This is a genomic window from Nonomuraea antimicrobica (assembly GCF_039536965.1).
Classification (GTDB): Bacteria; Actinomycetota; Actinomycetes; order Streptosporangiales; family Streptosporangiaceae; genus Nonomuraea; species Nonomuraea antimicrobica.
In genome coordinates, this window is sequence record NZ_BAAAZP010000049.1 from 1 (window position 1) to 12,775 (window position 12,775).

Genomic DNA, 12,775 nt, shown 5'->3' on the forward strand with positions numbered 1-12,775 from the left:
CTCGGCGTAGACGTAGGTGCGGGTGGCGGACTCGGCGGGCGTCGGCAGTTGAAGGGTGGCGATGCCCAGGACGGCCAGCGCCAGATCCTGGCCGAACTCCGCGGCCAGCAGCACCTTGGCGTTCACGACCTCGGCCGCGCTGAACTCCACCCCCAAGGCCAGCCAGTACGAGCCCTGCCGCGGGGCGATCCACTGCCGCGCCCGGCCCCCCGGCACGGCCGGTAGCCTCCCCTCCAGCACGTCCAGCACGTGCGTGGGCTTGGCGTCCTCCGAGTCCGGCCCCTGCTTGTTCAGGACCAGCAGCGGGTAACCGGTCACCTCCGTCGGGGAGGGCAGGGTCAGCTCCCTGTTGAAGCCGAACCCGGCCATCAGCCCGGTGACCAGGATCGGCGGCAGCTCCAGCAGCGGCCCCTCAAGCTGGGCGAACACGAACAGCGAGGGCTCGCCGTTCTTCAACTGCGCGTAGGAGCCGACGGCACCCAGCGAGAAGTTCGGCAGGGCGATCGTCGCCGCGCCGTCGTACTGGAACGCCACGTCCGGGCCGAGCTGGTCCTCGGGCAGGTGCAGCAGGGCGCCGGCGATCACCACCGGAGGCGCGCTGTAGCCGATGCCGAAACCGTCCAGGTTGAACGTCGGCTCGAACCTGTCCAACGGCGATCCCACCGCGAGCCCGTCCAGCGACATGGACAACGGCCCCAACGCGACCGAGACGTCCAGCGCGAAGAACAGCACGTTGTGCCGGTACGACACGCCCACCCGGTTGATCTGGACGACGCCGAGCTTCTTCTGCACCGTGATCCACTGGACGGTGGAGGCCGGCCCGCCGGACGGCGTGCCCTGTGGGGCGGGGGTGCCGCCGCCCGGGACGGCCGGGGCGCTGGGCTGCCCGCTCCCTGGGGAGGCGGGAGCGCTCGCCGACGGCACACCGAGAGCGATCGGTGTGCTCTCGCTTCCGACCTTCAGCTCAGCCAGGGCCGCGACGCCCGACTTCAGCCCGGCCGCCGGCAGCGGCACCACCTCAGGCAACAGCCCGTTGACCACGCTGACCGCCTGCGGGGCGAAGTCGCCGGAGCTGTAGAGGATCTGCAGGTTCTGCACGCCCAAGGTCCCCACCGTCGACAGGAACCCGCCCACCAGGGGAAGCTGGGAAAGGTCGAGGTCAGCCGACAGGTCGATGCCCAGGCAGAAGCGTGCCGCACCGTCCGCGGTCTTCACCCGGACGAACTTGGCGTCCTTCAGCCCGATCCGCAGGCTGTCGGGAACGTCCGCCGCCAGGTCGGCCGACAGGTGCGCCACCCAGTCGCGCAACACGATCTCGATGCCCCCGTCGGGACCGCGGAACGTGGCGGCGAACACCTCGATGCCGGACCCTTCCTTGTCGAAGACGACATCGAACTCGAATCCGTCGATGTTCAGCGTTCCGGTGTATCGCGTCTCTGAACCATCCCGGGTGGCCGTCACGCCGAGCGCGGCACGTACCCCGTCCGCGATCATCATGTCGCCCTGTAACAGGGCCTCGTAGCCGGCGCCGGCGCCCGTGGTGTGGGAGAACCACAAGCCGGTCAGTTCCAGGGAGTTGACCGGGCCGGGCACGTCCGTCAGACCCAGCGCCGCGACCGCCTCGGCCAGGCCGAGGTGCTCACCGGCAGCGATGCCGCCCTGGAAGGTCCAGCCTCCCGTCGCGCCGCCGTTCTTGGCCGCGAGGACGTCGATGCCGAGGGAGCCGATCTCCACGGTGCCCGCGACGGTGGCGACGAACTTCTCCACCTCGTCGTAGGACAGGTCCAGGGACAGGGAGCTGATCGCGAAGTGCTCGATCCGCCACAAGCCGGTGACCTTCATCCGGACGATGTAGGCGTCCCCGAGCGCGGCGGCGAACGACAGGTCGCTGACGGCCAGCTCGGAGGGCAGCTCACCCGCCGGTATGCCGAACGACTCCAGCAGCGACCCGACGCCGATCGGCTGGTCGCCGCGCACCCGACCGGTGACACGCAGATCGGGCAGCCACACGGCGACCTGGAGAGGCAGGGCCTTGATGTCCAGATCGGCCACCACCGCCACGGACGTCACCTTGTAGGCGGCTTGCCGTCCCTTCGTCAGGCGGTAGTCGAAACCGGCGACGTTCCTGAGATCGAACCCGAACCCGCGCAACCCCTCCTGCGCGCTCTTCCACACGTCCCCGCCGAAACGCTCGCCCAACTCCTCCAGCGCGGCGGCGAAGGCGCCCGCCCGGGTCGGCCGCACGGCGGCGGTCAACTGCGCGGAACGGGTCGCGGTCACCGTCGAGGTCACCTCGACCTTTTCGAACGTTCCACTGAGGGCGAGTGTGACCGTGCCCTGGCTCGTCACGGTCACCGTCACCCCGGTCGCCGCCACGGTCGCGCTCGCACCGGCGGGCCAGGCGAAGGACGCGCACGTCAGCGACAGCGACAGCGACGTATGCCCCGCGTCCAACTGCGGCTGACCCGAACCGGACGCCCCTTGACAGACCCCGTTCGGGAACGTGCCAATCATGTCGCGCAACCGCTCGGGCAGTGCGGTGTCCGCGGCACTCAGCACCGGCCGATCACCCAGACCGACGATGTGCGCACGCAAAGCATCAAGATCCACGCCGTTGTCTCCGCCGGGTTGTCGCTCAGCCACGGCTCACTGCCTGCCTCTCGGTTCGGTGTCCGATCACGTGATGTTCTCGCCGAGTTTCACGCCGTCGCCGATGGCGGCCCTGGCCTGCTCCACAGTCACGTCGTCTGGCGTACCTGGCCATTTCAGCGTGTCCGTGCCATTGTTCGCCTTCCTTGAGAACTTATCCCATTTGGCGACCACGGCGTTGAAGCAGCCGAGTTTGTTCGTGCCCATGGTGCGTGGATTCGACTGACTCCAGGTAAAGGCCCAGCTGTGCTTGAAGGAGTCGTAGTAACCGCCGAACCGGGCCATCTCCGAAGTCATCCTGACGACCACGTCGAAGTCTGTCTGGAGATTACCCGACTTCTGTGGGTGCCCGTCTTTCTGGTGTTTCAGACAGTCGTAGAGGCGCTGCAGCGAATCCTGCATTTGTTTCCGGCTCAGCGGCACCCGCTGCACGAGGTCGCCGTACCGAATGTCGATGACCTGGTCCGTGTTGATCCGGGTTACGGGCTGACCGGGGCGGGGTGTGTCAGCGAGGCCGACCCCCAGGTATTTGGCGGGCTCGTTGTCGATGGTCCACCCGACGAGATAGAGGTCCTTCTTCTTGAAGTACAGTTGCACGGACTGCTCGTACGGCAGGTCGATGTCGACGCACATGAAATTGCGGTCATCGGAGTCCGGCAGGTTAGCGTGATAGGTGTGAAATCTGGCCCGGAGAAACTCTATCACCGCGAAAAAGCGTCGGTTGCTGGGTACGCGCTCTTCATCGAATCCGAGTGATCCTTCCCCCGTGAGAATATCCTCGTCATCAAGGGCCAACCGTCAACCCCCTCATCGATACCAAGATCGATCTGCTGACAGTCGTATACTCTCCCGCATCCCACACACATGCAATACACGCATGCCGACATTTTTCCGCCGAACCATGTCAAGACGTACGGACACCACCCAAGGGCCTCGGAGCCGCCGATCGCGGCTGGGCGCGCATGCTCAGCAAGCGGAGGGGGGCCTGCGAAGCGCTTGCCTCGGCCGCGTGGTACGTCAGCACCGGCCATCGTGACGGTTCCTGGATGACGGTTGATCGCGTCCTCAATCGGCCTGTGCGTCCCACCAGCGTGGCGGGTCGATGTCGGGTGCGTCCGGGTTGGTGAAGTGGAACGGCACGCCGAGGCTGCGAGCCACTGCCCAGCCCTTCTCGACGGCCTCGATCGCTTCTGGCCATGGCGGCACCTCTCCGTTGAACGCGCGCAGGTCGGTCCCACGGCGAATCGATGCCAATGCCCGCTCATCGAAACGACGATGCTCCCGGCCCGGCTGCCGCACGATCGCGACCAGCACGACGAACCAGCCCCAGGAGTCTCCATCCCACAACGCCTCGATCGCCGCCACCGGCTCGCTCAGCGCATGGGCCCTCTCGATCAGATGGGAGAGCTGCACCGGCGGTGCCGCAGGATCAACCAAGCCATGCTCAGCGAGCAGAATGGACCGTCGCCCGAGCATGAGCTGGGCCTCGTGCAGATCAGGTGTGGGATCGAGCCCGCCTTCGGATCGCAACAGCCAGATGGCTTCGAGCAGCCGCCGGCTACAGAGCAGCCCGTCGATACGATCGCGAACGCCCGAGGGCAACTTCTCCCACCGGCTATCACGCTGTTGCATACCGTCACTCTCGCCAACGAAGATCACGGTGGCGCAACGAGCCCGACTGCTCATTTGTCAGGCGTCGCGAGCAGCACCGACCAGCCGAACACCCTGACCGCCAGCAGACACAGAAGGCGGAACAACACGAGAGCCAAGCCTGGAAGGCCAGGTCAGACCCCCTGCATTGGTTCTGGCGCCGGACAGCCTCCTACAGTGGGTGTCTGTGCTTTATGGAAGATCTGTGGAAATCAGCGCACTCGACGAGGTGATCGCGCGGGCCCGCGATGGCTTCGGGGGTGCGGTGGTGTTGCGGGGCAGGGCGGGGGCGGGCAAGACTGCCCTGCTCGATGCGGCGGCCGCGCGCGGTGGGGCGATGCGGGTGTTGCGGACCACCGGCGTTGAGTCGGAGTCCGACCTCGCGTTCGCGGCGCTGCACCAGGTGCTGTGGCCGGCGACCGGCTCGCTCGACGCGCTGCCCGAGCCGCAGCGCGTGGCTTTGGGCGCGGCCCTGGGGCTTGCCGCGGGCAGTGTCGGCGATCGGTTCCTGGTGGGGGCCGGGGTGCTCTCGTTGCTGGCCGAGGCCGCCGCGCCGGACGGGCTGATCTGCGTGGTCGACGACTTCCAGTGGGTGGACCGGGCCTCGGCCGATGCGCTGCTGTTCGCCGCCAGGCGGTTGGGGACGGAACGGATCGCGATGTTGTTCGCCGTACGCGGGGACGCCGCTGTCAAGGGTGTGCCGCTGACGGTGGACGTGCGCGGCCTGTCCGAGTCCGCCGCGGCCGAGTTGCTGGAGTCCCGTTGCGGTGTGCTGGCCCACCAGGTGGCACGGGAGCTTGTCACGTCGACCCGCGCGAACCCGCTCGCCCTGGGCGAGGTCGCCGCTCGCCTGACGCGCGAACAGCTCGCCGGGCGCGAACCGCTGCCCGACCCGCTGCCCGGCGGTGCCCGGCTCTTCGGTGATCGGGTGGCCGCGTTGTCCGCTCCTGCTCGGCTGGTCGCCCTGGTCGCCGCCGTCGAGGCTGACCTCGACCTGGTCCTGCGCGCCACCGACCGGCTGTTCGCCGAGCAAGCGGGACGGCCAGGTGAGAGCACGGGGGACGGGGTCGGGCGGGTGGCGTTGGCTGAGCTGGAGGAGTCCGGGTTGGCCGGGGTGTCGGGCACGAGCGTGCGCTTCCGTCATCCGCTCATCCGATCCGCGGTGCACGAGGCGGCCGCTCCCGCCGACGTCCGCCGCGCGCACGCCATCCTGGCGGAGCTGACCTCGGACGACCGCCGCGCCTGGCACCTGGCCGAAGCGGCCCTGGGCCAGGACGAGCAGGTTGCCGCCGCGCTGGTGACCGCCGCGGAGCGGGCACGTGACCGTGGCGGGTACGGCGCCGCCGCCACCGCCCTGGCCAGGGCCGCCGAGCTGACCCCCGAGCCGCGCGCCCGTGCCGTCCGACTGAAGGACGCCGCCGTCGCGGCCTGGCTCGGCGGCCGTCCCGGACAGGCGGAGTCGCTGCTGGCCGAGGCGCGCGAACGGGCCGACGGGGACGCCACGCTCGCCATGGAGATCGCCCAGCTCCGGGGCCGGTTCGAGCTGAACTCGGGCAACGCCGCCGAGGCCGTACGAATCCTGGCGGCGGGTGAGAGCCTGGACCTGCTGGCCGACGCCTCAGAGGCGGCCTCGTACGTCGGCGACACGGCGGCCGTCGTCGAACTTGGCCGGCGGGCCGCGGCGCATCCTGAGGGGTTCCTGCGGGACACGGTGGCCGGGATCGGCCTGACGCTGGACGGCGACGCTGCCGGGCCGGGCCTGCTGCGGCGGGCGCTGGCTCGGGCCGGGGAGCTGGAGGACGCGGCGGGACACCTGTGGGCGGCGGCCGCGGCCAGCTACCTGGGCGAGGCGGACCTGGCCGGCGAGCTGGCCGGTCGGGCTGGGCGGGTGGCCAGGGTGTCGGGGATGAGCGGGCAGCTACCGGTCGTGCTGGAGTTCGTGGCGACGGCCGAGCGCATCGCCGGCCGGCTGGCGCGCAGCCAGGCCGTCTCCGAGGAGGGCCTGGAGCTGGCTCGTGAGGCCGGGTACGAGAACACGGTGGCCGCGCACCTGGCCAACCTGGCGGTGCTGGCGGCGCTGCGGGGCGAGGAGGAGCCCTGCGAGCGGCAGGCCCGCGAGGCGCTGGCCATCGCCATCCCGCACCGGGTCGGGTTGCGTGCGGGCGTTGCGTCGTACGCGCTGGCGATGCTCGACCTGTGCCTCGGCCGGTTCGCGGCGGCGCACGACCGTTTCACGGCCATCGCCGCGGCAGGACCGGGCGCCGGGCATCCGACCGTGGTGTGGCGGACGACCCCGGACCGCGTCGAGGCCGCCGTGGGCGCGGGCGACGAGGCGGGCGCGCGGGCGGCGCTGGCCGCGTACGAGCAGTGGTCGACGCACGCCGCCACGGCCGAGTCGCGCGCGCTGCTGGCCCGTTGCCGGGGCCTGGTCGAGTCGTCCGAGGACGCCTTCGGCGAGGCGCTGCGGCTGCACACCAACCCGTTCGAGGCGGCCAGGACGGCCCTGCTGCTGGGTGAGCGCCTGCGCCGAGCTCAACGGCCGGGCGAGGCGCGGGCGCATCTGCGGACGGCGTGGGAGACGTTCGAACGGGTGGGCGCACGGCCATGGGCGCGGCGCGCGCAGGACGAGTTGCGCGCGGCGGGCGAGAGCGGGCAGGCCCCGCCCGCGGCCGTGCTCGATGCGCTGACCCCGCAGGAGCTGCGCATCGCCGGCCTGGTCGCGGACGGGTTGTCGAGCAAGCAGATCGCCGCCCAGCTCTTCCTGAGCCCGCGCACGGTCGAGTACCACCTGTACAAGATCTATCCGAAGCTGGGCATCAGCTCCCGTACGGATCTGGCGCGACTAGTAGTTCTACAGAAGGCGCCCGTAGCCGAAGACGACATGCTCTGAGACATGCAAAACGTGAACATCTGGAGTGAAGAGTTCGGCGCCGGGACGGACACGCCGATCCTGCTGATCATGGGTTCGATGTCGCAGGGCATCCTGTGGCCGGACGAGTTCGTCGGCCGCCTGACCGCCGGAGGCCGCCGGGTGATCCGCTACGACCACCGCGACACCGGCATGTCGGGCACCGTCGACTTCGAGGCGGAGCCGTACACCTGGGACGACATCAAGAACGACGTCTACCGCGTGCTGGATGACCACGGCCTGGAGAGCGCGCATCTGGTCTGCCACTCGGCGGGCGGCCTGCTCGGCCAGTTCGTCGCCGTGGAACGGCCGGAGCGGGTGCGCTCGCTGACCGTCATCGGCTCCTCCCCGCTCGGCGGGTGCGAGGGCCAGGTGATCATGCGGGCCCTGATGGGACAGCCGCAGCCCGAGGGCAGCCTGCCGGAGCCGGCACCGGAGTTCGTGGCCTTCTACCGTACGCTGATGGCCGCCCCGCCACCGGCGGACCGGCGCGCGCGGATCGACGGCATGATCGCCGAGCAGCGCCTGCTGCACGGCACCGGGTTGCCGTTCGACGAGGACGCGGCGCGCCGGCTGCAGGAGCGGATCTACGACCGGGCCCGCGACCTGTCGGCGGTGGCCAACCACCGGATGGCCGCGATGGCCAAGCCCGACTTCGAGCCGGTGGGCGTACTCCATCAGGTGAAGGCACCCACACTGGTCATCGAGGGCAGCCACGAGCCGGCCAAGCCGGGCCACAGCGCGCTCATCGCGGAGCAGATCCCGGGGGCGCGGCTGATGATCGTGGCGGGCATGGGCCACACACTGCCGCCCGAGGTGCACGAGGAGCTGGCCGCCGCCATCCTCGCGCACACGGCCGGGTGACCTGCCGCGAACGAAGCGCTCACCATCGGCCGGCTCGCGCGGGTCCTTCGACGACGGCGCCCAGGTCACCCATGATCGGGACCGTGCCTGCTATCTGCTGAGGACACTCTTGAGGCTCGTGTTACGAGTTCTCAGCACACATGCCCGGTCATGGTCGTATCCCAGCGCATACCGGCGACCATGTGCTCGAGGTAGCCCGCGTCGCTGACCGTCACCACGATCTCTGCGTAAGGACGGTCAGCAAAGGAGCGGCCCCGCAGAAGCTTCCATGCGCCATAGTCGTCCAGATCGGCGGGGCCGTCCGGCTCCTTCGGATCCCAGGGCTCGTTCGGGTCCTTCAGCGCTGCGACTTCACTCAGTAGCGGGACGTTCCGATACGGGCTGATGTCGTAGGAGGTCACGATGTCGGCGGCGCATTGTGCGAACTCCTCGGCGTTGCCGGAAGTCATCACGGAATAGCCGGGGCGGCTCCCCCCGCTTAGCTCGTACACGTCTTCCGCTTTGCGCCTAGGCTCGAGGACGGTCCTGCCGTCGTCCGCGAGTAGGTACCCATCACTGGTTACCCTTATTTCCTTACCGAGGATGAGTTCGAAGAGTTTCGGGAACTCATCTTTCAGCCGCATGCCTGCGGTGACGTCCTTGCCCTGCTCCTCGGTGAAGGGGCATCGGCCTCCGCCGCGCTCATCGTCGCGTTCGTTGCGCCAATATCCGTTGTCCAGGTGCCACCAGGCGTCCACCAGGAGAGACAAGGGAAAGACGGTCTCCTCCGGCACGTACGGGACGTCGGGGTTGACGAGGTGAACCTTCCCGCGGAGGGTCGAGCCCTCGACGGAGTCGACGGACACGGTAAAGATCGTGGTCATGCTGGGCCGCCCCTTCAGATGGAAACGGTGGTCACACTTGATCACCAGTCAGCCCGGATAGTAGACGTCTGTACTGACACCCGCTCCTGCCGTCAGAGTGCTCGCCCTCGGCGGTAGCAGGCGCTGAGCGCTCAGCCGGTCGGCCAGGGCGACGAACGAGGTCCAGCGGCGCCGTCCTCGGCCTCGACGGCACCTCGCGCCTGTGTTGACGGCTCTCTTGAACGCGGCAGGATCAGAAGGCGTACTTGAACGCGGCGGGATCAGAAGGCGTAAGGGCCGAAGCGGCCCCAGGCGATGACAACGGTCAGGGCGAGCAGGATCACGTTGACGGCGATGCCCGACGACTCCTTGCGGCGGGCGTGGGCGGCGGCGGCGCCGAGCATGGTGATGGCCAGGCCGATGGCGGCCAGCGGGGTGAGGATCGGGGCGATGCCGGTGACGGCGGGCAGGATCAGGCCGAGGGCGCCGAGAAGCTCGACCACACCGATCAGGCGGACCTGGGTGGCGGTGAAGTCCTCCACCCAAGGCATCGTGGGGCGCAGTTTCTCCATGGGCCGGGTGAACTTCATGACCCCGACCAGGCCGAAGGCGGCGGCCAGGACGGCCTGAAGGATCCACAGGAACACGTTCATGTCAGTTGCTCTCTTCCGCTGGGCGATGCAGGGGTGCTCGGCTTGGTCGCGGTCGGCGTAAAGGGACGAGAGGCCATGGCCCTACGGACCAGGTTGATCACTCGGAAGGGGGAAGCCGTCGGGGGCCTCAGTAGTAGGGGCTCATGAGCTCGGTGGCCCAAGCCGGCTGGGTCACAGGATGACGGGGTGCGAACTCGGTCAGGTACGGCTTGATATCCAGGATCGGTGTACCTGACAACGCGTCCAGGTCGGCGACGTGCAGGTCCAGGCCGTCCATGGCGAGGAGCCGGCAGCGGGAGACGCCAAGACGGTTGGGACGGTACGGCCCGCGGTGGGCGAAGATTCCCACCGGGGCTGCGCCCGGGTTCCCCCGTGGAGGACGGGGATCGGTACGCACCTTGGCCGGGTCGATGCGATCAAAGAGGAAGACGACCTCCAGGTGGGAGAAGTCCTCCAGACCGAGCACCGCCGAGGTGGTGAAGGTCTCGCCGTCCAGTCGGATCACGGCCCGAACGTCGTGCCAGTCGTCTTCGACCATCTCGCTGCGCCCGCCCACCACCCAGCCGACTGGTTGCACGGTCACGGTGTCGGTCGTCATGGTGATCTCCACGTTCCAGTAGCGGCCGAGAGTGCCGCGCGGCAATCCGGCCGGCATCTTGATGGTCGTGCTCTTGCCGGCCGAACACCGATCCGGCGGGAACGAGCAGCGACACCTCATCGACAGCCCACGCCTGGGCCGTGCCGTACACCTTCGTCAACGCTTCGATCTCGATCACGTCGGCCCCTTGCTGGGGGACCCGGCTCCGGGTAGCACTGACAATCGACACGGCTGGATCTCTTCTCTAGAGTTCATATCTAGTGATTGAGTCTAGAGATAGACTCTAGCCATGAGTAGTGTCAAGCCGGCGAGCGTGCGAGCGCAGAAGGCGCGACAGCGCATCGTGGTGGCGGTGCTGGGAACTGTCCGTGCGGGACGGATGCGGCGCGACCAACCTTCAGGACGTCGCAGACAAGGCCGAGGTCGCGGTGCAGCAAGCGCGCCCTGCTGAAAGAACTGGTCGACGCCACGGTCGCGGGCGACGCCGCGCGTCGGCCGATAGACGGGCTTCCCTGCGCTGTGTCCCGCCCCTGACGAACTGTGCGCGGAACCTTGACCGCGCCGCGCCGCCAGGCGCAAACGTCGCCCCCAGAAGGACCGCGCGGGTCAGCGAGCGGCGAAGCGGGTCCGGCCCGGCCGGTGTGGTCCTGCTCCGTCCGCCCGGCGGGCTGTGTTTCCGTACGGCACGGGGTGACCCGCGCCGTACGGGCGGAAGCGGATGGCGCAAGCCCGAACGGGCTCAGGATTCAGGCGACTTGCCCGCTCTCGTCGGGTACACCTCCTCAACCGAATCCCCGGCCTTGCTACCCCCTTCAGGGCACTGACGAGGCGGGAAGCCGTGTCATCAGGACAGCGGGCGTGCCGCCGTGGTCTCGTGCAGATAGATCATGGCGTCGTAGGACTTCCCGAGAGAGACCATGCGCTCGGGTTCCGGCCAGAGCCTGCCGGCGTCACGCGTAGGCCGTGGCCTGTCGAGCCAGGCGCGGGCCGAGGCGGACGTGGTACGCATGTCCAGGAAGTAGTCGGAGGAGCTGACCCGGCTCAGTGCATGGTTGTTGCCGCCCTTCTGGGGAGGCCCGACCGTGACGGTTCGCCACCGGCCGTTCGCGTCCTGCGCCCTGAAAGACCCCTGGCCGAAGGCGAGACCGATGGCGACGTAGCGGGTGCCCAGCCGGTCGCGCAGGAAGGCGCCCTGCACCTTGGGGTAGAGCTTCGCGTCGTACGGCACGTACGCCACATGTGCGTTGTGGGCCGACAACAGGATCTTCGCCCCCGTGTTCTCATGCCACCATGCGACGTTGTCGGCCATGATCTTGTCCCGGTATCGGAGGCCCTTGCTCACCTGCTCAGGATCGTCGGTGTCGAAGGACAGCGCGGTGGCGCTCTGGACGATGGAGCGCGCGTTCTGCACGGCCCACACATACTTGTCCCGGTCCGGCCCCGGATGCCGTCGCAGCAGGTCCAGGGCCTGGTTGGCCTGGGACACCAGCGCTTCGCGCTCGTTCACCGGCAGGCTCAAGAAGGCGTCGGCATCCCGCACGGCCCGCAGCTTCCGGTAGTGGGCATCGATCTCCGGCAGGAGCGCGGGCTGGTAACGGCGCACGTAGTCGGTGACCAACGTGATGAGCTGCGCACCCACCGCGGGATAATTGGCGTCATCGCCCATGAACTGAATCTTCTTCACCTGGTGCGTGTTGTAGTCGCGCATCCACCTGATCAGGTCCAAATATTCCTGGACGGTCCACATGTCCAGCTTCCCGAACTCCTCCTTCATGATCACTCTCGGGTCGCCCTTCCCGTGCAGGACGTAGTCGTTCAGCCGCAGCCCGGCGCTCCACCCTGCTTCCAGCGAGAACGTCGTGAACCCCTTCTCCTCAACGAGGTAGCGGAACACCCTGTGCTTCATCGTGAAGAACTCGCGTGCTCCATGCGTGGCCTCGCCCAGTCCCACCACCGCGGCCCCGCTCACAGCCCGGCCGAGCGGGCGAAGGTCACCCAGATCACCGGACGGCGCGGTGCCGCGCAGGATATGGGCCTCGCGGCGCAACTCGGGTACGGGATCGGGACCGCCTGCCGCCGCAGCAGGCGGTGTCAAGGCGACCATCCCCACGACCACCACCAACGCGGCCGCGAGGGATGAAGAGAACCGGTGCTGACGGGATGCGCTCCGCATGCGTACTTCTCCTGGTGGATCGGGGTACTCCGTCCAGCCAGCATGCCCGCAGGGCTTGGGCGTGCGCGATACGGACAGCAGGAAGATCGGTGGTGCGGCTGACACCACCGTCGCGTCGATCAGGTCCATGAGTGTCGCCGACAGAGTCACGATGAGCGCGGCCCAGCGGCGCGGGTCGTAGGCCGGTTCGGATGGCGGAGTCATCGGGCGTCACCAGGCCACAGGCAGGGACGCCGGCCCGTACACCATCTGGAACGCACGGACCTCGGCCCAGGGAGACACCCGCAGGCCGGGGAACCGCTCCAGGAGGGCAGGGAAGGCGATGCGCATCTCCATGCTCGCGTACGAGCATGCCCAGCAGCGCTTCACCAGGATCGGCCTGGGTGCGCGCGACCAGCTCACGCACGTAGGTGTGCTTGGGCCTCCTGGCCTGGCTGC

At 68.8% G+C, this 12,775-nt stretch carries 10 protein-coding genes; 2 read left to right on the forward strand and 8 right to left on the reverse strand.

From position 1 onward, the window contains the following. From ABD844_RS13185 to ABD844_RS13195, 3 genes are all read right to left on the reverse strand, one after another. Positions 1-2,559, reverse strand: a 2,559-nt coding sequence (locus ABD844_RS13185; RefSeq protein ID WP_344876525.1) for a DUF6603 domain-containing protein, incomplete at its 3' end; no start/stop codon positions are given. A gap of 117 nt (positions 2,560-2,676) precedes the next feature. Continuing rightward, positions 2,677-3,444 (reverse strand): ribosome-inactivating family protein, encoded by a 768-nt coding sequence (locus tag ABD844_RS13190; RefSeq protein ID WP_344876527.1) that lies wholly within the window; start codon positions 3,442-3,444, stop codon positions 2,677-2,679. Between the two features lie 270 nt (positions 3,445-3,714). After that, positions 3,715-4,281: a hypothetical protein gene (locus tag ABD844_RS13195; RefSeq protein WP_344876529.1), complete on the reverse strand. Its 567-nt coding sequence runs from the start codon at positions 4,279-4,281 to the stop codon at positions 3,715-3,717. Between the two features lie 205 nt (positions 4,282-4,486). Here ABD844_RS13195 and ABD844_RS13200 point away from each other — a divergent pair, with 205 nt between their 5' ends. Beyond that, on the forward strand, positions 4,487-7,189 hold the full coding sequence (locus ABD844_RS13200) for a helix-turn-helix transcriptional regulator (protein WP_425568551.1): 2,703 nt from the start codon (positions 4,487-4,489) through the stop codon (positions 7,187-7,189). Between the two features lie 3 nt (positions 7,190-7,192). Beyond that, positions 7,193-8,071: an alpha/beta fold hydrolase gene (locus ABD844_RS13205; RefSeq protein WP_344876533.1), complete on the forward strand. Its 879-nt coding sequence runs from the start codon at positions 7,193-7,195 to the stop codon at positions 8,069-8,071. Between the two features lie 131 nt (positions 8,072-8,202). On the opposite strand, the gene ABD844_RS13210 is transcribed toward ABD844_RS13205, so the two are convergent. The 5 genes from ABD844_RS13210 to ABD844_RS13230 all read right to left on the reverse strand — a co-directional run bounded on the left by ABD844_RS13210 (position 8,203) and on the right by ABD844_RS13230 (position 12,739). Then, positions 8,203-8,934 (reverse strand): hypothetical protein, encoded by a 732-nt coding sequence (locus tag ABD844_RS13210; RefSeq protein WP_344876535.1) that lies wholly within the window; start codon positions 8,932-8,934, stop codon positions 8,203-8,205. 260 nt (positions 8,935-9,194) lie between these two features. Further along, on the reverse strand, positions 9,195-9,566 hold the full coding sequence (locus tag ABD844_RS13215; protein WP_344876537.1) for a DoxX family protein: 372 nt from the start codon (positions 9,564-9,566) through the stop codon (positions 9,195-9,197). 127 nt (positions 9,567-9,693) lie between these two features. Further along, positions 9,694-10,221 carry an SAM-dependent methyltransferase gene (locus ABD844_RS13220; RefSeq protein WP_344876539.1) on the reverse strand — a complete coding sequence of 176 codons (528 nt, stop codon included), beginning with the start codon at positions 10,219-10,221 and terminating at the stop codon, positions 9,694-9,696. 787 nt (positions 10,222-11,008) lie between these two features. Next, complete coding sequence (locus tag ABD844_RS13225) at positions 11,009-12,541, reverse strand: erythromycin esterase family protein (RefSeq protein ID WP_344876541.1); 1,533 nt, start codon at positions 12,539-12,541, stop codon at positions 11,009-11,011. A gap of 6 nt (positions 12,542-12,547) precedes the next feature. Next, positions 12,548-12,739: a hypothetical protein gene (locus ABD844_RS13230; protein WP_344876543.1), complete on the reverse strand. Its 192-nt coding sequence runs from the start codon at positions 12,737-12,739 to the stop codon at positions 12,548-12,550. Between the last annotated feature and the right edge of the window lie 36 nt (positions 12,740-12,775).